General features: G+C 65.9%; 21 protein-coding genes. 9 read left to right on the forward strand and 12 right to left on the reverse strand.

Translation table 11 applies throughout. The features are described 5' to 3' along the window. From Q4G50_RS03065 to Q4G50_RS03095, 7 genes are read left to right on the forward strand one after another with little or no spacing between them, the layout of a single operon-like run. Complete coding sequence (locus tag Q4G50_RS03065) at positions 1–1,095, forward strand: thiamine pyrophosphate-dependent enzyme (RefSeq protein WP_303376173.1); 1,095 nt, start codon at positions 1–3, stop codon at positions 1,093–1,095. Then, on the forward strand, positions 1,092–2,723 hold the full coding sequence (locus Q4G50_RS03070; protein WP_303376174.1) for an NAD(P)-binding protein: 1,632 nt from the start codon (positions 1,092–1,094) through the stop codon (positions 2,721–2,723). The genes Q4G50_RS03065 and Q4G50_RS03070 overlap by 4 nt, the downstream gene beginning before the upstream one ends. Positions 2,724–2,743: 20 nt before the next feature. Beyond that, entirely contained in the window at positions 2,744–2,995 is a 252-nt protein-coding gene (locus Q4G50_RS03075; RefSeq protein ID WP_303376175.1) for a hypothetical protein, read from the forward strand. 19 nt (positions 2,996–3,014) lie between these two features. Beyond that, entirely contained in the window at positions 3,015–3,932 is a 918-nt protein-coding gene (locus Q4G50_RS03080; RefSeq protein ID WP_303376176.1) for a DUF368 domain-containing protein, read from the forward strand. Beyond that, on the forward strand, positions 3,932–4,819 hold the full coding sequence (locus Q4G50_RS03085; protein WP_303376177.1) for an ABC transporter substrate-binding protein: 888 nt from the start codon (positions 3,932–3,934) through the stop codon (positions 4,817–4,819). The genes Q4G50_RS03080 and Q4G50_RS03085 overlap by 1 nt, the downstream gene beginning before the upstream one ends. Continuing rightward, positions 4,816–5,721 carry an amino acid ABC transporter permease gene (locus Q4G50_RS03090; protein WP_303376178.1) on the forward strand — a complete coding sequence of 302 codons (906 nt, stop codon included), beginning with the start codon at positions 4,816–4,818 and terminating at the stop codon, positions 5,719–5,721. Before Q4G50_RS03085 ends, Q4G50_RS03090 begins: the two co-directional genes overlap by 4 nt. Position 5,722: 1 nt before the next feature. Next, complete coding sequence (locus tag Q4G50_RS03095; protein WP_303376179.1) at positions 5,723–6,487, forward strand: amino acid ABC transporter ATP-binding protein; 765 nt, start codon at positions 5,723–5,725, stop codon at positions 6,485–6,487. On the opposite strand, the gene Q4G50_RS03100 is transcribed toward Q4G50_RS03095, so the two are convergent. Further along, a complete protein-coding gene (locus Q4G50_RS03100) occupies positions 6,484–6,996 on the reverse strand; it encodes an NUDIX domain-containing protein (RefSeq protein WP_303376180.1) in 513 nt (170 codons plus the stop codon). The genes Q4G50_RS03095 and Q4G50_RS03100 overlap by 4 nt on opposite strands. Then, a complete protein-coding gene (locus Q4G50_RS03105; protein WP_303376181.1) occupies positions 6,993–7,664 on the reverse strand; it encodes a TIM barrel protein in 672 nt (223 codons plus the stop codon). The genes Q4G50_RS03100 and Q4G50_RS03105 overlap by 4 nt, the downstream gene beginning before the upstream one ends. A 24-nt stretch (positions 7,665–7,688) precedes the next feature. Here Q4G50_RS03105 and Q4G50_RS03110 point away from each other — a divergent pair, with 24 nt between their 5' ends. Further along, positions 7,689–8,393: an SDR family oxidoreductase gene (locus tag Q4G50_RS03110; RefSeq protein WP_303376182.1), complete on the forward strand. Its 705-nt coding sequence runs from the start codon at positions 7,689–7,691 to the stop codon at positions 8,391–8,393. Between the two features lie 1,287 nt (positions 8,394–9,680). On the opposite strand, the gene Q4G50_RS03115 is transcribed toward Q4G50_RS03110, so the two are convergent. From Q4G50_RS03115 to Q4G50_RS03150, 8 genes are read right to left on the reverse strand one after another with little or no spacing between them, the layout of a single operon-like run. Then, complete coding sequence (locus Q4G50_RS03115; protein ID WP_303376183.1) at positions 9,681–10,427, reverse strand: sulfite exporter TauE/SafE family protein; 747 nt, start codon at positions 10,425–10,427, stop codon at positions 9,681–9,683. A 9-nt stretch (positions 10,428–10,436) separates the two neighbouring features. Beyond that, on the reverse strand, positions 10,437–10,922 hold the full coding sequence (gene coaD / locus Q4G50_RS03120; protein ID WP_303376184.1) for a pantetheine-phosphate adenylyltransferase: 486 nt from the start codon (positions 10,920–10,922) through the stop codon (positions 10,437–10,439). Beyond that, a complete protein-coding gene (gene rsmD, locus Q4G50_RS03125) occupies positions 10,923–11,495 on the reverse strand; it encodes a 16S rRNA (guanine(966)-N(2))-methyltransferase RsmD (RefSeq protein WP_303376185.1) in 573 nt (190 codons plus the stop codon). Further along, positions 11,492–11,701 (reverse strand): biotin/lipoyl-containing protein, encoded by a 210-nt coding sequence (locus Q4G50_RS03130; protein ID WP_303376186.1) that lies wholly within the window; start codon positions 11,699–11,701, stop codon positions 11,492–11,494. Before Q4G50_RS03130 ends, rsmD begins: the two co-directional genes overlap by 4 nt. A gap of 10 nt (positions 11,702–11,711) precedes the next feature. Next, positions 11,712–13,817 (reverse strand): ATP-dependent DNA helicase RecG, encoded by a 2,106-nt coding sequence (locus Q4G50_RS03135; RefSeq protein WP_303376187.1) that lies wholly within the window; start codon positions 13,815–13,817, stop codon positions 11,712–11,714. Position 13,818: 1 nt separating this feature from the next. Further along, positions 13,819–15,246 carry a DAK2 domain-containing protein gene (locus tag Q4G50_RS03140; protein WP_303376188.1) on the reverse strand — a complete coding sequence of 476 codons (1,428 nt, stop codon included), beginning with the start codon at positions 15,244–15,246 and terminating at the stop codon, positions 13,819–13,821. Positions 15,247–15,257: 11 nt separating this feature from the next. Further along, positions 15,258–15,902 carry a uracil-DNA glycosylase gene (locus tag Q4G50_RS03145; RefSeq protein ID WP_303376189.1) on the reverse strand — a complete coding sequence of 215 codons (645 nt, stop codon included), beginning with the start codon at positions 15,900–15,902 and terminating at the stop codon, positions 15,258–15,260. Next, the gene (locus tag Q4G50_RS03150) at positions 15,902–16,867 is read right to left on the reverse strand and encodes a thiamine-phosphate kinase (RefSeq protein WP_303376190.1); all 966 of its coding nucleotides are present in this window, start codon (positions 16,865–16,867) and stop codon (positions 15,902–15,904) included. Before Q4G50_RS03150 ends, Q4G50_RS03145 begins: the two co-directional genes overlap by 1 nt. 28 nt (positions 16,868–16,895) lie before the next feature. Here Q4G50_RS03150 and Q4G50_RS03155 point away from each other — a divergent pair, with 28 nt between their 5' ends. Continuing rightward, positions 16,896–17,828: a DUF3515 domain-containing protein gene (locus Q4G50_RS03155; RefSeq protein WP_303376191.1), complete on the forward strand. Its 933-nt coding sequence runs from the start codon at positions 16,896–16,898 to the stop codon at positions 17,826–17,828. Here the strand turns inward: Q4G50_RS03155 and Q4G50_RS03160 are convergent. Together Q4G50_RS03160 and Q4G50_RS03165 are read right to left on the reverse strand one after the other, a co-directional pair. Then, a complete protein-coding gene (locus Q4G50_RS03160; RefSeq protein ID WP_303376192.1) occupies positions 17,800–18,879 on the reverse strand; it encodes a D-alanine--D-alanine ligase family protein in 1,080 nt (359 codons plus the stop codon). The genes Q4G50_RS03155 and Q4G50_RS03160 overlap by 29 nt on opposite strands. A gap of 22 nt (positions 18,880–18,901) precedes the next feature. Then, the gene (locus Q4G50_RS03165; RefSeq protein WP_303376212.1) at positions 18,902–19,882 is read right to left on the reverse strand and encodes an NAD(P)H-dependent glycerol-3-phosphate dehydrogenase; all 981 of its coding nucleotides are present in this window, start codon (positions 19,880–19,882) and stop codon (positions 18,902–18,904) included. Positions 19,883–20,016: the final 134 nt, after the last annotated feature.

Raw genomic sequence — 20,016 nt, forward strand, 5'->3', positions numbered from 1 at the left:
ATGTCTGATTTTCGCTACACCACAGCCCTGCCCATGCCAAGCTTCCCGGAAACGGAAATCCCCGGCTCGGAGGACACGAAGTTCTATCAGGTGGGCTCTTTCGCCGTCGGTAATCGACTTATCGAGGACAAGTTACTGTCGATTCAGTCGGGCCCGGACCGCTTCAACTCGCTGACCTCCGGTCACCGCGCCTGCCAGGGATGTGGCGAGGCACTCGGTGCCCGCTACGCCCTCGACGCCGCGGTCGCCACCACCGACGGCCAGCTCATCGCGTGTAATGCCACCGGCTGCCTGGAGGTTTTCTCCACCCCCTATCCGGAGACGTCCTGGAACCTGCCGTGGATCCACTCGCTGTTCGGCAATGCTCCGGCCGTCGCTACGGGTGTGGCCGCGGCGCTCAAGGCAAAGGGACGCGAGGATGTCCGCGTCGTCGCCCAAGGCGGTGACGGCGGCACCGTCGACATCGGCTTCGGGCCCCTGTCCGGCATGTTCGAGCGTAATGACGATGTCCTCTACATCTGCTACGACAACGAGGCGTACATGAACACCGGCGTGCAGCGCTCCGGCGCCACCCCGCCGGCCGCGCGCACCGCGACCACCCAGCCGGTGGGCCCGGAGCCGGGCAATGTCTTCGGGCAGGGCAAGAACCTGCCGCGGATCGCCATGGCGCACGAGATTCCCTATGTCGCCACCGCCACCGTCGCCGATCTGCATGACCTGGAGTACAAGGTGACCCGCGCGATGGAGATGCGCGGCGCTCGCTACCTGCATGTTTTCGTACCCTGCCCACTCGGCTGGGGTTCGGCGTCAAAGGACACCATCAAGTTGGCCCGCCTGGCCACCCAGACCGGCCTGTTCCCGGTGTTCGAGGCGGAGTACGGCGAGGTCACGTCGGTGAAGAAGATCCGCCGGCCGGCACCGGTGGAGGAGTACCTGAAGCTGCAGCGTCGATACGCGCATCTGTTCCGCAAGGGCGGCGCACCGGAGGTCATTGAGCGCCTGCAGGCGGTCGCCGACCGCAACATCCGCCGTTACAACCTCATCGACGAGCAGTCACTGGATGAGTTCATCAAGTACGAAGGAGACGACAAGTGAGCAGTCAGAACCTGGGCATGCCCTTCGCCATCACGTTGCAGACCGGTTCGTCGCTGGCCAACAAGACCGGCTCCTGGCGCAGCGAACGTCCCGTCTACGTCGATCTTCTCCCACCGTGCAACAAGGCCTGCCCCGCCGGTGAGAACATCCAGGGCTGGCTCTACCACGCGGAGGAGGGTGACTATGAGGCCGCGTGGCGCGAGATCATGGTGAACAATCCGCTGCCTGCGGTCATGGGGCGCGTCTGCTACCACTCGTGCCAGACCGCATGTAACCGCGCGGAGGTCGACGAGGCTGTCGGCATCAACGCCATCGAGCGTTTCCTCGGCGATCGCGCCATCGAGGAAGGATGGCAGGTCGAAGCGCTCAAGGATCCTTCCGGCAAGAAGGTGCTCGTTGTCGGTTCCGGTCCTTCCGGGCTGTCCGCCGCCTACCATCTGGCGCGCCTGGGCCATGAGGTCACCGTGCGGGATCAAGGTGATAAACCCGGTGGCATGATGCGCTACGGCATCCCCTCCTACCGCCTGCCGCGGCACATTCTCGACGCCGAGATCGCCCGCATCGCTGCCCTCGGCGTCACCTTCGAGCAGGGCGTCACTGTCACCGATGTCGACGCCGAACTAGAGCTTTTCGACGCCGTGTTCACCGCCGTCGGTGCCCAGCTGGGACGCAATGTGGAGGTGCCGGCTGGCTCGGCGGCCACCATCTTGAATGCTGTCGACCTATTGCGCGGTACGGAGTCCGGGGAGGCTCCCCTGCTGGGTCGCCGCGTGGTGGTCTATGGCGGTGGCAACACGGCGGTGGACGCTGCCCGCACGGCCCGCCGCCTGGGCGCCACTGAGTCGGTCATCCTCTACCGCCGCACCCGCGATCGGATGACGGCCCATGATTCGGAGGTCATGGAGGCCGAGGAGGAGGGCATCACCATGCGCTGGCTGTCGACAGTCAACCACGTCGACGAGGGCACGGTGAAGGTCGAGAAGATGGCCATCGATGAGGATGGCAACCTCACCCCCACCGGCGAGTACGAGGATCTGCAGGCGGATTCCCTGGTGATGGCACTCGGCCAGGAATCCGACCTCACGTTGCTGGAGCGCACCGAGGGAGTCGAGATCGACCGTGGTGTAGTCCAGGTCGATGAGCAGATGATGACGGGGCGCGCCGGGGTCTTCGCCGGCGGTGATATGGTGCCGAGTGAGAAGAACGTCACCGTCGCCATCGGCCATGGTAAGAAGGCCGCCCGTTACATCGACGGTTGGTTGCGCGATGTCCCCTACACCCCCGCAATCAAGCCTGCAGACGCGACTTTGGATCGCATGGAGACCTGGTACTACTCTGAGGCTCCCCACCAGGTGCGCGAACGCCTGGAGGGTGCCCGCCGCGCCGACACCTTCGACGAGGTGGTACAAGGCCTCGACGCGGACTCCGCCCTGCTGGAGGCCCGCCGCTGCATGTCGTGTGGCAACTGCTTCGGATGCGACAACTGCTTCGGGGTGTGCCCCGACAACGCGGTGACCAAACTGGCTGCCGGTGAATATGAGTTCAAGTACGACTACTGCAAGGGCTGCGGCATCTGCGCCGAGGAATGTCCATGCGGGGCGATCTCCATGATCCCCGAGGAGAATTGATCTGCAGTATGATTTCTCCCGTGCGAAAGACTCTTATTGCCCTCACCACTGCCACCGCCCTGACCTTCTCGGTGGCCCCGGCCGCTCATGCCAGCTCGGATGTGCCGGAGGAAGTCACCAGCGGCTCCTCCGGATTCGAGATGCTCTCCTCCAACAATGATGAGGAGAAGAAAGAAGGCGCGTTGCTTGTCGGCCGCGATTGGCTCGTCGGCGTGGTCGCCGTAGCTGTGATCGGCACCATCATCCAGGCTGTCGCGTCCAACCTGAGGTAGTGCCGTAATGTGAGTGGCCATGACGACCACCCATCATTACCCCGCCAAGACGCCGCGCACCCCGCTGCACATCCTGGCGAATGTCATCCGCGGCGGCCTCATCGGCATGGCGGAGCTCGTGCCGGGTATCTCCGGCGGCACTGTCGCGCTCGTAGTCGGTATCTACGAGCGCGCCCTCAACACCGGCAACCAGCTGCTGCGCCGCGAGTTCGGCAAGGTGGACTGGTTCTTCCTCATCGCCGTCGGCGTCGGCATGGTGCTTGCAGTGTTCTCCCTGTCGACCGTGCTGCATAACTTCGTGGAGAACTCCCCCGAGTACGCCCGCGCTCTCTTCCTCGGCATGGTCGCCGTCTCCATTTGGGTGCCGCTGGCCATGATGGACCCCCGCGACCTGCGTCGCCGGGCAGGCATGGTCATCCCGCTCTTCCTCGGTGCTGCGGTGATCGGCTTTCTGGGCACCAGCTTCGTCTCTGCCCCGCGGGAGGATCCCGCTCTGCCGATCGTTTTCTTCGCCGCCGCCATCGCCGTGTGTGCACTGGTCCTGCCGGGTATCTCCGGCTCCTACATGCTGCTGGCCGTCGGACTCTACACCCCGATCATGGGGGCGTTGTCCAACAGGGAATGGCCGGTAATCGCCACCTTCGCGGCGGGCGCGCTGGTGGGTATCGCCCTGTTCGTCAAGATCCTCACCTGGGCACTGGAGAAGCACCGCACCGTCACGCTGACCCTGATGGCCGGCCTCATGCTCGGTTCCCTGCGTTCCCTGTGGCCCTGGCAGTCCGCCAACGCCGATCTGCTCTCCCCGGGCGACAATGTGCTGGCCGTCCTCGGCCTCGTCGTGCTCGGTGGCGCGGTTGTGGCCACCTTCATCATCGCTGATCGCGTGGCCAACACCCGCCGCGAGTCCGAAATCATCAACACGGAGCAACCGGCATAATGCGCCGCACAATGCTGGCGGCGGTGACGGTCGCGGCGTCGATAAGCATCAGTGCGTGTGTCACCAACGTCGAGGACGGGCATCCGGAAGGCTGGGAGCCGATCGTCCCCGCGGAGGTCCCCGAAATTGCCGCGCTGGTGCCGGAAGCGGTCGCCGCGGATGGTGTGCTCTCCGGCGGCACCAACCCTCCCTTCGCGCCTTTCGAGTTAAAGGATTCCGACGGCTCCATCATCGGCCTGGAGATGGACCTGGCGGCGGCCACCGCTGCCGTCATGGGCCTGGAGTTCCAACCGGTTGACCAGGATTTCGCCATGATTCTGCCCGCTGTGCAGGCTGGCACCCTGGATGTCGGCACCTCCGGGTTCACGGATAATGAGGAAAGGCGGCAGAACTTCGACTTCGTCAACTTCCTCTACGCGGGCATCCAATGGGCCCAGCCCACCGGCGAAACGGTCGATCCGGATCACGCCTGCGGCCTGACGGTCGCGGTGCAGCGCACCACGGTGTCCGACACTGATGATGTCCGCCCGAAGTCGGCGGCCTGTGAGGAGGCGGGGGAAGATCCCATCACCATCCTCGCCTACGACACCTCCGACAACGCGGCGCTCGCCGCCCTCATGGGCCGCGCCGATGCCCTGTCCGCCGACTCGCCCGTCACCGCCTGGGCCGTCGAGCGCTCCGAAGGTGGACTGGAACTGACCGGCGACATGTTCGACGCCGCCCCCTACGGCTGGGCCGTACCGAAGGACTCCCCGCTCGGCCCAGCGATGGCGGCGGCGTTGCAACACCTCATCGATACCGGCGACTACGAACGCATCCTCGCCCAGTGGGGCGTGACCACCGGTCTCATCGACCGCGCCATGATCAACGAGAAGGAGATCGCATGAGCACCCCCGCTCCTATCCAGGCGAAGCCGCTACGCCACCCGGGTCGCTGGATTCTCGCGACCATCGTGCTGGCCCTGTTCGCCTGGTTCATCATCGGCGCGCTGCGCAATGAAGCCTACGGCTGGGACACCTACCGGGCGTACCTCTTCGACACGCGCGTGGCCACCGCCGCTCTGCACACCCTGGCTCTGACTGTGTTGGCCATGCTCATCGGCGTGGTCCTCGGCGCGACGCTGGCCGTCATGCGCATGTCGCCGAACCCGGTACTGCGCGGTGTGGCCTGGGTGTACCTGTGGGTCTTCCGTGGCACACCGGTTTACGTCCAGCTGGTGTTCTGGGGTCTGCTCGGCTCGCTTTATCAAAGTATCAACGTCGGTTTCGCGGAGATCGATCTGCAGACCATGCTGCAGAACGCCTTCCTCCTCGCGGTCCTCGGCTTGGGTCTCAACGAGGCCGCCTACATGGCCGAAATCGTCCGCTCGGGCATCTCCTCGGTCCCCGAGGGCCAGATGGAGGCCTCCAAGGCACTGGGCATGAGCTGGACCATGACCATGCGTCGTACCGTGATGCCGCAGGCCATGCGCATCATCATCCCACCGACGGGCAATGAGCTGATCTCGATGCTCAAGACCACCTCGCTCGTCGTCGCCGTGCCCTACACCCTGGAACTGTATGGCCGCTCCATGGACATCGCCGCCGCACTCTTCGACCCGGTGCCCATGCTGCTGGTGGCCGCCACCTGGTACCTGGCCGTGACCTCCGTGCTCATGGTGGGCCAGTACTACCTGGAGAAGCACTTCGAGAAGGGCGCGCGCCGCGAACTCACCGCCCGCCAGCTGGCCGCACTCGCCGACGCCGAGGGTGCTGTCCCCGGCAACGTCACTGTCGTGAAGGAGAACTGACATGTCCGAGCTCATGATCGACGCCCAGCAGGTGTGCAAATCTTTCGGCTCCCTGGAGGTGCTCAAGGGCATTGACCTGCAGGTACGCCACGGTGAGGTGGCCTGCCTCATCGGCCCCTCCGGCTCCGGCAAGTCCACTTTCCTGCGCTGTGTCAACCACCTGGAGAAGGTCACCGCCGGTCGCCTCTACGTCGACGGTGATCTGATCGGCTACCGCGAGCGCGACGGTGTGCTCTACGAGATCTCCGAGAAGGAGGCCGCCCGCCAGCGCGCCGACATCGGCATGGTCTTCCAGCAGTTCAACCTCTTCCCCCACCGCACCGTGCTGGACAACATCATCGAAGCGCCCGTCCACGTCAAGGGCACCCCGGTGGCCACCGCCAAGAAGCGGGCCCTGGAACTGCTTGAGCAGGTTGGCCTGGCGCACAAGGCCAACGCCTACCCGTTGCAGCTGTCCGGTGGCCAGCAGCAGCGCGTGGCGATTGCCCGCGCCGTCGCGATGGACCCCAAGCTCATGCTTTTCGACGAGCCCACCTCCGCCCTCGACCCCGAGCTCGTCGGCGAGGTCCTCCGGGTCATGCGCGAGCTGGCCGATGACGGCATGACCATGCTCGTGGTCACCCACGAGATGGGGTTTGCCCGCGAGGTCGCTGATACTGTCGTCTTCATGGACGGCGGCCGCGTCATCGAGGCCGGTACCCCCGCCGAGGTGTTGGATAACCCGCAGGAAGGCCGCACCCGCGCGTTCTTGTCCTCGCTGTTCTAGGCGAAGATATTTTTCTGGTCGAGGAAGTCGAACACGAAACGCACCGCGGATTCCCGGTAGTTGATGAATTCTCCCGCGCGCAGCAGTCCGATCACGTCGTCGCGGTCCGCCCAGCGGACCTCGGCGACTTCCTCGTTGGGGACTGCCGGTAGGGGCAACGGGACGTCGATACGCAGCAAGTAGAAGTCGTCGAAACCGTACTCGAAGTTGAACGTGAAGCTGGGCCGGGCCAGTTCTATGTCCAGGCCGAGCTCCTCCCGGACTTCGCGGAGTGCGCCTTCGCGGCTGCTTTCGCCGGCATGGACGCTGCCGCCGACGGAGAAATCCCACAGGCCCGGCCAGTCCGGTTTCGTGTCGGTGCGGCGTTGGATGAGCATCTCGCCCTGGGGGTTGAACAGGCACACATGCACGACAACGTGTAGCTCACCAGCGTGCAGCCCGGCGGCACGCTGGGCGGTCCGGCCGAGGGGGAGGCGGTTGGCGTCGAGAAGATCCCACTGTTCGCTCACGGGAGCCACTCCCCGGCGACCTCACCGGCATAACCCTGCGCGTGGAGCTGATCGATCCAGTCCTGCAGGGGCAGGCTCCCCGTCCCCGGGGCGCCACGGCCGGGATTATCCGCCACCTGCACATGCTCCGGCGTGATACTCAGCTCGACAGCATCGTTGACCGCCAGGTGATAAAGGTCAAGCAGCAACCCGCCGTGTTCCAGCAGCGGCCGCGCGTGCTCGACGGTGGTCACGGGGTAGTCCGGGGTCGCTGAGATCGGCTCCACCATGGCCACTCCCCCGAATCGCTTATCGACGTCCCGCGCCACCAGGTTAAACCTGCGTTCCTGGTCTGCCGTGAGCTGGGTGCCACCGCGCCCGAGTAGCAGGTTGAAACGCCGCACCCCGGTTTTCTCGTGGAAACGCTCGATGGCGTCTAGGTGCGCGGCGGGCATGTCCTGCTCATGCAGGATGCCCCGGTCACCGGCAGCCAGGTCCCCACCGAACATGTTGAGGGCTATGAGCTGCTTGTTCCGTCGTTCGAGCTCCGCAACGACACGGTCAATCTCCTCGTCGGAAGGGTCCGGGTAGGCAAAAGGCCACCACAGCTCGACCTTGGTCGTCGGGGCCGCGTCAAGGCCCTCGAGGTAGGTGGTGCGTCCGATGGAGCAGTTCGTCGCGGTGATCATGGGCTCCACTCTACGATGGTCGGCATGGACAATAAGGTTGCAGTGGTCACCGGCGCCGGCGGTGGTCTGGGAAGAATGTTCGCCCGTGCCCTGGGTGCCGACGGTTGGTCCGTCGCCCTGCTGGGCCGCACCCGGGAAACCCTGGAGGAGACCGCCACGGGGATGCCTCAGACCCTGGTGGTGGAGTGCGATGTGTCTTCGCAGTCCTCCGTGGCTGCGGCGTTTTCCGAGGTCACCGGTCACTTCGGCCGCCTTGATCTGCTGGTCAACAACGCTGGCGTTCCCGGCCCCACCGGCGAGCTGCACACCATTGATGCAACCGAGTGGCGCCGTACCTTCGACACGAACACCACCGGCGTGTTCCTGTGCACCCAAGCCGCTTTTGCCTGGATGGCGGCTAACGGTGGTGGGCGCATCATCAACAACGGTTCTATTGCCGGGCATGCCCCACGCGCGGGAGTCGCCGCCTATGCCGCGTCGAAGGCGGCGGTGGCCAGCTTGACGGTCTCCACCTCCCTCGACGGCCGACCCTACGGGATTACCGCCACGGAGCTCGACATAGGTAATGCGCAGACCGCCCTGCTCGGTTCCTTCACCGGTTCTGAGCCGATGTTCGACGCCGCGGAGGCTGCCCGCCTGCTGGTCGCGGTGGCGTCGATGCCGGCCGAAGTCAGCGTCGATCAGGTGACCATGACTGCCGCGGGCATGCCCTACCTGGGACGAGGATAGCCTCAGGTAGAGCGGCATTTCTCCACCCCCCGGGGGTAGCCATGTCCGGTGGACACTCTAGAGTGCGATACGAACACTCTAGCGACACCCTGGGAGGTGTGTCCCGTGTCCGCCTACTACACAGTCAACAACCCCGACGACCCCCTGGCCGTGGCTGCCACCGCCGTCACCAAAGCTCAGTACACCCTGTGGCGCAGCCAGGCCGATGCCATTGACAACCAACTCGATTCCGACGCCGTCTACGCTCCCATCGTCCGTTCCACGGGTGAGGGCAAATGGACGGTCGAACACAACCTCTTCGCCCTCGCCACCCTCGATGAGTTGCCGCAGCTGCGGGCGCTTGTTGAGGAGCTCTATCACCTCGACATGAAGCGCCTGCGCACCGTTGAATCCGCCTTGGCCATGGCCGACCGGGAGTACTTCCCGCAGCTGGATTCCCTGATCACCGCATACCTCACCTCCACCCGCGCTAATCAGCCGCTGCCCTCGCCAAAGGCGATGAAGAAGCGGATCCAGGCGATGGTTAACGAGCTTGATTGCTCGATCACCACCGACCAGGAAGACCCTGACCTTCCCCAGCTCACCTACCACGTGGAGTTCAACTCCGACGGAACCGCCGACCTGTCCGCTCGACTGGACGCGGCCTCAGCGGCGGCTGTCGATAAGCGGGTGCGGGCTCTGGCCCGGAGGCGGGGTATCGGCCTCGCGGAGGCACACGCGCTGCTGGTCACCGGGGAGGACGAGGGGGTCACGGTCAACCTCAACCTCTACCGGGCCCACGATGTGCCCGGCGCCCCCACCTACCTGCCCCGGGCCGGCTGGCTCAACCCGCAGCGTACCGCGGAGTGGGAGGCGAAGGCCGCGACCATCCGAGATATGGACATCATCTACGACAAGGTCAGCCGGGGATACAGCACTCCGGAGGACATCGAGGCCTGCGTCGAAGGCATCGATGACCAGTGCATCTTCCCCTGCTGCGAGGCCCCGGGAGAATTCTGCGACAACGACCACATCGTCAACTACGACGACGGTGGGCCAACCACCGCCCGTAATCTGCGGAAGCTGTGCCGCCGACACCACAACCTCAAGACAGCTGGCCATTTCCGCTACATCATCTGCCCCGTGACCGGCAACGCCATCTTCCTCTTCGCCGACGGCAGCTGGGTGGAGAACGAGTCCGATGGCCCGCTGGCCAGCGAGAACCGCCAGTGGGTGCAGACTTTCCGGCAGCGCCGTAACGCCCGCAACGAGCGGGTCCGGGCGGCAGCGCAGGAGCGCCGGCGCCAGCTAAACGAGGCCGCTGATGCCGCGCACGAGAGCAGTCAGGCCGCCGGCGGTGGCGAGCAGGAGGGCGAGGGTGCGTGCCCGTGGTCGGCTGACCTTCTTACTGAGGCGGACGCCGATCCACAGGCCGAGCGCCATACCGATGATGCCCACGGGCCACACGAGCCAGTTGGTGTCTGAGAGGTCACCCGCACCGAGGAGAATCTTGATGCCAAAAGAAATGGCTCCGGCCACCATGAAAATCGGCTGCAGCGTGGCCGCAAAGGACTGCTGCGCCCAGCGTGACGCCTGCGCGTACACCGTGATCGCGGGCCCGGCGATACCGGCCAGGGTGTTCATGAAGCCACCGACGATACCGGCCACCACGGCGGGGGCGTTTCCGGTTACCGGCGGGACGTATTTCTGCCCGAAGGTCGTGGCCGCCAGCGCCAGCAGCAGCAGGGCACCGACGATGGCCTGCAGCAGCGCCGGGGAGAATTCCCGCACGAGCAACGCACCGGGCACAGCACCGATGACCAGGACGGAGGCGATCAGGGCGAACTTGCGCCAGTCGACGTACTCGCGGACGGTGGCAGTCGTGGCGGCGGCGTTGAGGAACGCGAGGATATTTACCACGAGGATGCCCTCCACCGGGCCCATCGTCACCGCCAGGACCGGGCCAGCAACGAGACCGAGGCCCATGCCGGAGATCCGCTGGAGGGCGGATCCGACGAGAACGATGAGGAGGAGCAGAAGGAGTTCGGCGAGCACCCGCTCAGACTACTCCCCTACTGCGGCGTACTTCGCCTTGACTGCTTCGACGACGGGTTCGGGCAGCAGACCGGAGACGTCGCCGCCGTATTTGGCGACTTCCTTGCACAGGGAGGAAGAGATATAACCGTATTTTTCATCGGTGAGCAGGAAGAACGTGTCGATGCCAGAGAGACGCCGGTTCATCTGGGCCATGGGCAACTCATACTCATAGTCCAGGGCGGTGCGCAGACCCTTCACCAGCGCGGAGATCCCATGTTGGTTGGTGTAGTCGACAAGCAGACCACCCCACCAGTCGACGCTGATATTGGGCACATCCGCGGTGGAACGCCGGATGAGGTCCATGCGCTCGTCGACGGTGAACAATCCGGAGTGCTTGTTGGGGTTGGCGGTGACCAGCACGACGACTTCATCGAAGTGGCTGGCGGCACGCCGGTAGATGTCGAGGTGACCCATGGTCACCGGATCGAAGGATCCGGGGCAGACGGCTTTCACTTATTCGTCCTCTCGGTGGTAGACGGCCATGTCCATACGGGCGATGCCGTAGGTACGCTTCTTCAGCTTCTGGGTGGTCGGGGTGTACTCCGCCGGCCAGGCGGTCTCCGGGGAGGAGACGTGGCGCTCGATGACGACGGCGGCGCCGTCGACAAGCACGGGGCGTAGGGCCTCCAGCATTTCGACGACAGCCTCGTCGCTGAGCTCATAAGGCGGGTCGGCCAGCACCATGTCGAAGTAGTTATGCGGGGCGTGCGCCAGGTAGGTGGAGGCCTTCATCTCCTCGATGGTCACGTGAGGATGCTTCACGACGCCCGCGTTATGCTCAATGATCTTCACCGCGGCAGGGTTGTTCTCCACGAGGACCACCTCAGCGGCCCCACGGGAGGCAGCCTCCAGGCCGAGCGCGCCGGAGCCGGCGAAGAGATCGAGCACGCGGGCATCGGTGAAACCAAAACGGACCTGCAGTGAGGAGAACAGTCCCTCACGCGCGCGGTCGGAGGTGGGGCGCGTACCGGCGGGCGGGACCTTGATCTTCCGGCCGCGGGCCTCCCCGGAAATGATGCGGGTCATTCGCTGACCTCCATGAGCAGGTCGCCGCCGAGCACGTCTGCGAAGTCCTCCGCAGCCACTCGGGAAACGGTCCCCGGGCCGGGGGCTAGCACGGGGGCCTCGAGTTTCACGGCCTCGACAGTGGCCAGAGGGTCACCGGTGGTGACCTGATCACCGGCGGCGACGTGGAAACGCACGATGCCAGCGAAGGGGGCGCAGATATTCATGCCCTCAAGACTAGCTTTTCTCCAGATACTCCCGATCCTCGCGGTCGATCTCCAGAACGAGGCGTTGCGCGAGGAGGGGGTGGCGGTCGACGAGGGCGGTGGCGTCGGTGTTGGCGCGGTCGATGATGTCCAGATCGCGCAGCAGGTTAAGTAGGCGGACGGTTTTGGCGGCGCCGGACTGGCTGGTGCCCAGGACGTCACCTTCCTGCCGGTATTCCAGGTCGAGTTCGGCGAGCTCGAAACCATCAGAGGTCGCGGCTACGGCGGCGATCCGCTGCCCGGCATCGGAAATCGGGCTGGCTTTGGTGTGGAACAGGCACAGGGAGGCGTGCCCGCCACGGCCGACGCGGCCGCGCAGCTGGTGGAGCTGGGAGACGCCGAAGAGTTCGGATTCGCGGATGAGCATGACGGTGGCGTTGGGGACGTCGACGCCGACCTCGATGACCGTGGTGGACACGAGGATCTGGATTTCCCCGGCGGCGAAACGCTGCATCATGAGGTCTTTCTCCTCACCGGGCATGCGGCCGTGGAGGTAGCCGACGGTGAAGTTGCGGAAGGGCCCCATGCCGAGGATGTCAAATACCTCGAGCACTCCGCCGTCGCCTTCGATGCGGGGGCAGACGACGTAGGCCTGGCGGCCGGCTTCGACCTCCTGGCCGATGCGGGTGATGGCGCGGCGCACCCAGGTGGGACGCGCCTCGGGTACCACGACGGATTCGATGGGCCGCCTACCGCCGGGCAACTCCCGCAGGGTCGATACGGCGAGATCGCCGAACACCGTCATGGCGATGGTGCGTGGGATGGGGGTCGCTGTCATGACGAGCAGGTGCGGGGTGAGCCCGTCGCGGCCTTTGGAACGCAGGCGGGCGCGCTGTTCCACGCCGAAGCGGTGCTGCTCATCCACCACCACCAGGCCGAGGGAGAAGAACTCCACGGTGTCCTGGATGATGGCGTGCGTGCCCACCACGATGTCGGCCTGCCCTGACACGATGTCCAGCAACGCCTGGCGTTTGACGGGTACCGGCATGGATCCGGTGAGGGCGACGACGGTGGCGGTGACGCCGGCGTCGGCAAGCAAGGTGGTGAGGGTGCGGGCGTGCTGCACGGCGAGGACTTCGGTGGGCGCGAGCAGGGCGCATTGGTGACCGGCGTCGACGGCCTGCAGCATGGCGATCAGCGAGACGATCGTCTTGCCGGAGCCGACCTCACCTTGGAGCAGGCGGCTCATGGGGTCACCGGAGTCAAGGTCGGCGGCGATCTCGGCGACGACATCGAGCTGCCCGGAGGTCAGTTCATAGGGCAGGGCGCGCAGCAGGCCGGTGCGGTGGCCTTCGTCGATGGGGTTAAGGGGCGGGGCGTCGCGACGCAAGGTTTCTAGGCGACGCAACGCCATGACCAGCCCGAGCGTGAGCGCCTCGTTGTATTTCAGGCGCTGTTTATGCGGCTCGGGGCCTTCCGGTCCGGGGAAGTGCACGCCGCGGATGGCCTCATCGAAGCTCGGCAGACCAGTGGGCACCTCGCCGAGGGGTTCGGCGACGGGCGGCAGCGTCTCCAGGATGTGGCGCACCGCCGCCATGATCCGCCACGAGGCCATACTGGCGGTGGCGGGATAGATGGGGATGAAGTCGAGGCCGTCGAAAAGCTCATCGGGCTCACCGTAGAGCGACAGTGTCTTCAGCGATCCGGTGCCGGCCATCCGCTCTCCCGGGGCGGGCAGGATGAGGAAATCAGGGTGCTGCAGCTGGGGTTCGTTGCGGAAGAAGCGCAGCTTACCGGAGAACATCGCCCGTTTACCGGGGCTCAGGATGCGTTTGACAAAAGCCGAGTTGAAAAAGGAGGCGACGAAACGGGTGTGCCCGTCACTGAGCACCACGCGGGTGATGATGCGCTTGTCCCGGTGATAATCGGAAATCGACAGCACCTCACCGACGCAGGTGATGATGTCACCTTCATCGGCGTCGTCAGCCAGCACTTCGGATCCGTGCCGTGACCAGGCGCGCGGGAAATGCTCCAGCACTTCCATGCAGGTGGTGTAACCGAAGGCCTTATCCAGCGCCTTCGCCTCTTTCGCGGGCAGCACGTCTTTCAGAAGCCGTTCATCACGCCACCCGAGCATGCTACTCCACCCCGATCTCCACCAGATGCCCCAAGCCGTCGGCGGGGAAGGACATGACATCGACGTCGAGCGCCGCATCAAGCTTATCGACGTCCAGTTCCGTCCCCGTCAGCAGGATAACGTGCTCGCCGCCCGCGGACAGGAGATTACGGCAGGCGGCCTCGGTCGCGTCCTCGATGCTGCCTGTGGCATCGCAGATGATATCGGTGCGCATCGCGGTGGCGGCCTCGGTCATGGTGTAGGCGGCCACCCCGATGGGGGCTTCCGGATCGTGGACGCTCAACGCCGCGATTCCGGTGACCAAGCGGCTGGTGGGCACAATGGTGAAAGTCTGCTCGAAGGCGTGGGTGGAGCGTTCCACAGAGACCAACTGGCGGCGATCGAGCAGGCCGTTAGGCAACAGGATCAGTTCCTGGGCGCGGGAGGTGCGCACCTGGGCGAGGATCTCGGTGACTACGTTGTCGCCCGGCGTGACCACCACTGCCCCGGCCTCCCGGTAGAGCTCCGCGACGGAGCCGGGTGGGGTGACGGCGACGACGACGCGGCGGGGGGCCTCGACTTGGGGGGCGTCGGGAAGCACCTCCAGCCGCAGGTCAGTGACGGCGCCGGCCCCGAAGGCGGTCTCGATGACCCTGCCCGCGTCGCGGGAGTGAATGTGCACGCGCCCGGAAGTATCGTCCGCGCGGGCGATGACCAGGCTGTCACCGAGCGGCCCGAGCAGTGACTGCAGTTGATCGAGATCGCCGTGGAAGAAGAAGGTCACCTCGAGCTCGGGGGCCGGTCCATTGGGGGTGATATCCACCTGTGCCTGCACCTGGGTGCCCTCGATCTCGGCGATCAAGGTCTCCAGGAGGACCACGAAACCGGCGCCGCCTGCGTCCACGACCCCCGCCTCGCGCAGGACGTCCAGTTGGGAGGGGGTCTTCGCCAGGGCGGTGCGGGCCGCGGAGAAAGCAGCGCTGACAACCGCATGCAGGTCCCCCTCCGCGGATTCCGCGGCCCCGGCGGCTGCCCGCAACACGGTGATGACGGTGCCCTCCACCGGCTCCGCGATCGCCCGGTCCACCAGGGAGACAGCGAGTGTGAGGGAACGCGCAATGCTGGCTGCGTCGATGGGACCGCGGGCGGCGGAATCGGCGACGGCACGCAAGACCTGAGATAACACCAGCCCGGAGTTGCCGCGCGCCCCGCGCACGCTACCGCTGGCCAAGGCGGCGGCCACCTCCGGGGCTCCAGTGCCCGCGGGCAACTTGTCGGCCTCCTTCAGCGCCGCCTCCATGGTGTGGGTCATATTGGAGCCGGTATCGGCATCGGGGACCGGGAACACGTTGAGAGCGTTGATCTCCGCGCGGCGGGCGGACAGTTCGGCGACGGCGCGCGCCGCCCAGGTGTGCAGGCGGGGACCGTCGAGCTCTCGCGGATAGGGCATAACGCCGTAGTCTACAGCCGCCAGTCGACCGGTTCGGCTCCAACAGACTCCAGATAGGCATTCGCCCGCGAAAAGGGGCGGGAGCCGAAGAAACCGCGGGAGGCAGACAGTGGTGAGGGGTGCGGGGATTCAATACGTGGGGTATCCCCCAGGAAGCGGGCGGCCGACTGGGCGTCACGGCCCCACAGGATGGCCACCAGCGGTCTGTCCCGGGAAGTCAGCGCCCGAATGGCGGCCTCCGTCACCGCCTCCCAGCCCTTCCCGCGGTGGGAGGCGGCCTCACCAGGGCGCACGGTGAGCACCCGGTTGAGCAGCAGCACTCCCTGCCGGGACCAGGGGGTGAGGTCCCCGTCGGCAGGCGGTTCTACACCCACATCCTCCTTGAGCTCCCGGTAGATGTTGACCAGGCTGCGTGGGGGGCGGATGCCGGGGCGCGTCGAGAAGCTCAGTCCCATCGCATGTCCGGGCGTGGGATAGGGATCCTGCCCGACGATGAGCACCTTGACCTCGTCGAATGGGTCCTGGAATGCCCGCAGGATATCGTCCCCGGCCGGCAGGTAGGCCGGTTCGGCGCGCAGGAAATCCCCCAGGTCATGGATCTGCTTCTCGACGCCCGCCAGCGCCGCCCTCCAGGATTCATGTACAGGCAGTGCCATTAAAAGCTCACCCACCCGTGGCCGTACTTGGGGTCCTGGCCGTCGACGGTGACTCCTTCGCCGCGGATGACCCGGCCGATGACCGAGAAACCGGAGGGCGGGTCGCCGGCGGTGGTGGCCAGCAGAGTGTGGTCCTCGCCGCCGGTGAGGACCCATTCCCAGGGGTCGGCGTCGAGAAGCTCGGCGGCCTCCCACAGCAACGTGGGTGGGGCGATGTCGGCGGAATGCAGATCGATGCCGACCCCGGATCGTCGCGCAATGGTGGTGAGGTCGACGATGAGACCATCGGAGTTATCGGTCATGGCGGTGGCGCCAGTCGCGCGCGCCACCACCCCGCGGCCGGGGGTGAGGCGGGGGGCGCAGTGGGCGTCGATAAGCGGGCGCAAGTTCTCCGGCACGTCACGGCCGAAACGATCCAACAAGGCCAGGCCCGCGGCCGACCAACCGAGCATGCCGTGCGCGACGACGCGCTGCCCGGGCCGCGCCCGATCCAGAGTGAGCTCCGGGCGCGAACCTCCCAGAGAGCCGATCGCCGTGACTGACAGCACCAGATCATTACCTGCGGTCAGGTCACCGCCGACCAGTTCCGCGGAATACTCCCCCACCTTCGAGTGGATGCCTTCGGCGATCCCCCGCAGATAGGACACCGGGGTATGCGCCGGGGCGGAGACCGCCAGCAAAGCCGCGATGGGGCGCGCACCCATCGCCTCAATATCGGCGAAATTCTGCACTATCGCCTTCTGCCCGATCTCCTCCGGCGTGGACCAATCGACCCGGAAATGACGTCCCTCGATGAGCATGTCCGTCGTCGCCACCGCCCGGGAATTCGGGGAAGCATGGCTGAGGACCGCCGCATCATCACCGTTGCGTCGCGAGGGTGCCGCCGCGACAATCACCTCGATGGCGCGGTGTTCACCGACGTCACCGAGCGTCGGGCCCCTAAAGTGGGCGGGAAAGCTGGTCACGCGGACCCTTTCGATAGACTTCACATACATGAGCTCCGCTTACCAACCTAGTCGTTCCGGTCGAACCGCCATCTACCTCTCCCTGGTGTTGGCGGTCGCTCTGGTTCTCGGTGTTGTCATCGGCGCGAAAGTCGTCTTCGACCGCGCCGCCAAGCAGCCGGTCCCCATGAGCGACTTGCCGGCCCCCCTGGCGGACTCCCCCGAATGCGCATCCTTCATAAACACCCTCCCCGCTGAGCTCATCGGCCATGACCGCGCCGAGATCGCTGAACCCGCTCCCGACGGTGTCGCCGCCTGGGCATCGAGTTCCACCGAGCGAGTCACCCTGCGCTGCGGCGTGGACCTTCCCCTGCAGTACACCGCCTACGCCCCGACCGAACAGGTCGACGGGGTGGAGTGGCTGCGCATCACCGACGCCACCCCCGGATCCACCCTGCAGACCTGGTACACCGTCGACCGCAAGCAGGTGGTGGCCGTGACCGCCGATGCCGAGGGCCTGGGCCGGGCGGAAGAGCCGATCAGCGAGCTGAGCGAGGCCGTCGCCGCACTGCCCACCGCCTCACACGAGCCTTTCCCCGCGCCGCTGTCCCAGCTGGCCTCCGGCGACACGGACGTGTGTGGGGATCTGCTCACCGCCCTGCCGGAAACCGTCGCCACCGACTACCAGCGCATTTATGTCCCCGAGGACCATACCGTCGCCTGGACCGCCGATGGTCGCGAGCCGATCGTGCTGCGCTGCGGTGTCGCGCCGCCGGAGAACTACGAGCCGGGCATCCAGCTCAACCAGGTCAACGACATCGTCTGGTTCGAGGACACCGTCCTGGCGTCCGGCACGACCGCGGGCACCTGGTTCGCGTTGGGCCGGGAAACCGACATCGCCGTGAGCACCCCGCAGGATGTGAGCAGCGAGGTACTGGTGCAGCTCGGTGATGTTATCGCCGAGCAGACTCAAGAGCAGTAGCCACGAGGACGTCGAGAAGCTCCTCGTAGGCCACCCCCGAGGCGGCGAACACCTGCGGGTACATGGAGATCGGCGTGAACCCGGGCATGGTGTTGATCTCGTTGAGCACCGGGCCATCCGCTGTGAGGAAGAAGTCCACGCGGGACAGGCCCTGGCAGTTCAGGGCCCGGAACGTCTCCACCGCCAAGGCGCGGAGCGAGTCGTTGACGTCCTCGGCGTAGGGCGCGGGGATGGTGGGGCTGACGACATCGTCGAGGTATTTCGTCTCGAAGCCGTAGAAACCCTCCTCCGAGTCGCCGGTGCCGTTGAGCTTCGCCGGCACGGATGCCACGAGTGAGCCGTCGGGGTACTCGAGGACCCCGACCTCTACCTCATCGCCGATGATCTCGGCCTCGATGATGACCTTGTCATCGGATTCACGCGCGCTGGCGATAGCCGCGGGCAGCTGCTCCCACTCGGTGACCCGGGACACACCAATGGAGGATCCGCCGCGCGCCGGCTTGACGAACACCGGCAGCCCCAGGCGCTGCTTTTCCACCTCGGGGATGTCGGTTTCGGCCCCGCGCAGGATCAGTTCCGCGGTGATCGGCAGTCCCTCCGCGGCGGCGAGCTTCTTGGTGAACTCCTTGTCCATCCCGCAGGCCGAGGCCAGCACCCCGGCACCGACATAGGGCAGGCCGATGAGCTCCAACATGCCCTGAATGGTGCCGTCCTCGCCGAAGGGGCCGTGGAGGACGGGGAAGGCGACGTCGATACGCATGTGCGGCTGGCCGGAATCCAGGTTGAGGATCAGGCCGTTATCGGCGGGGTCCAGCGACAGCGCCAGTTCTTCCCGCTTCTCGACGCCCGGCAGCTCACCGTCCCGGATCTGCAGCCGAGAGTAGTCGGACTCCCCGACCGTCCACATGCCATCCTTCGTGATGCCGATGGGGATGACCTGGTACTTCTCGGGATCGAGGTGGCTCATGACCGCGCCTGCGGACACGCAGGAGATCTCATGCTCGGTGCTGCGGCCGCCGTAGATGACGCCGACTGTGATGCGCTGTTCCATAGCCAGGAAGCCTACCGCGACCTCACTCAGCCTTCTTGGAGCGCCCCATCAACTCGGCGATCATATCCCGCACATCCAGCCCGCGGTGGCACACGGCGTACACGGCCTGGGTGATCGGCATCTCCACCTTGTTAGCCTGGGCCAGCTGGAACACCGAGTTCGAGGAGATCACACCCTCCGCGACCTGCCCGTGGGTGGCCTTCTTCGCCTCCTCCAGGGTGCCGCCTTCACCGAGGCGGACCCCGAAGGAACGGTTACGCGACAGTGGCGAGGAGCACGTGGCCACCAGGTCGCCCAGACCCGCGAGGCCAGCGAAAGTGCGCTGATCCGCGCCCAACGCATGCCCCAGGCGGGAGATCTCGGCCAGACCGCGGGTGATGATGGTGGCCAGCGTGTTCTCGCCGAATCCGAGGCCGGTGGCCACACCACAGGCCAAGGCGATGACGTTCTTGCAGGCGCCACCGAGCTCGACCCCGACGACATCGGTGTTGGTGTAAGGGCGCAAATAGGGGGTGGCCACCGCCGCCTGGACGAGCTTGGCGCGGTTCTCATCGGCACAGGCGATGACGGTGGCGGCGGGCTGTTCCTCGGCGATCTCCCGGGCCAAGTTAGGCCCGGAGAGCACGGCGATGCGTCCGGTGTCGGCACCGGTGATCTCGGCGATGACCTCGCTCATCCGCAGGTGGGTGTCGGTTTCCACGCCCTTGGAAATGCTTACCAGGGTGGCATCCGAAGGCAGCAGGGGCGTCCACGAGGTGAGGTTGTCGCGCATCGTCTGGCTCGGCACGGCGAACACCACGACAGCGGCCGAATCCAGGGCCCGCTGAGCATCATCGGTGGCCACCACCGATTCCGGCAGACGGATGTCAGGCAGATAATCCGGGTTGGCGCGGGTGGTGCGGATCTGCTCGGCCAACTCCGTCCGGCGGGCCCACAATGTGACGGTGTTACCGGCGTCGGCGAAAACCTTCGCCAGGGTGGTACCCCATGATCCGGCACCCATGATCGCTACGTTGACCACGCGCTGCTCCTTATCCGTTTCGTCTGCAAACTAGCTTAGAGGATGGGTTGGTGCTGCGAATCAGCCGGAGGTGGGGAAAAATGGGTGGGAAGTACAACCGGAACCGACGTCGGAGG

Source organism: Corynebacterium sp., assembly GCF_030538285.1.
Taxonomy (GTDB): Bacteria; Actinomycetota; Actinomycetes; order Mycobacteriales; family Mycobacteriaceae; genus Corynebacterium.

Bases quoted from the DNA above. Each gene is read 5' to 3' on its own strand.
- Q4G50_RS03065 (WP_303376173.1), top strand. From the start codon at position 1: ATGTCTGATTTTCGCTACACCACAGCCCTGCCCATGCCAAGCTTCCCG.
- Q4G50_RS03080 (WP_303376176.1), top strand. From the start codon at position 3,015: ATGACGACCACCCATCATTACCCCGCCAAGACGCCGCGCACCCCGCTG.
- Q4G50_RS03085 (WP_303376177.1), top strand. From the start codon at position 3,932: ATGCGCCGCACAATGCTGGCGGCGGTGACGGTCGCGGCGTCGATAAGC.
- Q4G50_RS03090 (WP_303376178.1), top strand. From the start codon at position 4,816: ATGAGCACCCCCGCTCCTATCCAGGCGAAGCCGCTACGCCACCCGGGT.
- Q4G50_RS03095 (WP_303376179.1), top strand. From the start codon at position 5,723: ATGTCCGAGCTCATGATCGACGCCCAGCAGGTGTGCAAATCTTTCGGC.
- Q4G50_RS03105 (WP_303376181.1), bottom strand. From the start codon at position 7,664: ATGATCACCGCGACGAACTGCTCCATCGGACGCACCACCTACCTCGAG.
- Q4G50_RS03110 (WP_303376182.1), top strand. From the start codon at position 7,689: ATGGACAATAAGGTTGCAGTGGTCACCGGCGCCGGCGGTGGTCTGGGA.
- rsmD (WP_303376185.1), bottom strand. From the start codon at position 11,495: ATGACCCGCATCATTTCCGGGGAGGCCCGCGGCCGGAAGATCAAGGTC.
- Q4G50_RS03130 (WP_303376186.1), bottom strand. From the start codon at position 11,701: ATGAATATCTGCGCCCCCTTCGCTGGCATCGTGCGTTTCCACGTCGCC.
- Q4G50_RS03135 (WP_303376187.1), bottom strand. From the start codon at position 13,817: ATGCTCGGGTGGCGTGATGAACGGCTTCTGAAAGACGTGCTGCCCGCG.
- Q4G50_RS03140 (WP_303376188.1), bottom strand. From the start codon at position 15,246: ATGCCCTATCCGCGAGAGCTCGACGGTCCCCGCCTGCACACCTGGGCG.
- Q4G50_RS03145 (WP_303376189.1), bottom strand. From the start codon at position 15,902: ATGGCACTGCCTGTACATGAATCCTGGAGGGCGGCGCTGGCGGGCGTC.
- Q4G50_RS03155 (WP_303376191.1), top strand. From the start codon at position 16,896: ATGAGCTCCGCTTACCAACCTAGTCGTTCCGGTCGAACCGCCATCTAC.
- Q4G50_RS03160 (WP_303376192.1), bottom strand. From the start codon at position 18,879: ATGGAACAGCGCATCACAGTCGGCGTCATCTACGGCGGCCGCAGCACC.
- Q4G50_RS03165 (WP_303376212.1), bottom strand. From the start codon at position 19,882: ATGGGTGCCGGATCATGGGGTACCACCCTGGCGAAGGTTTTCGCCGAC.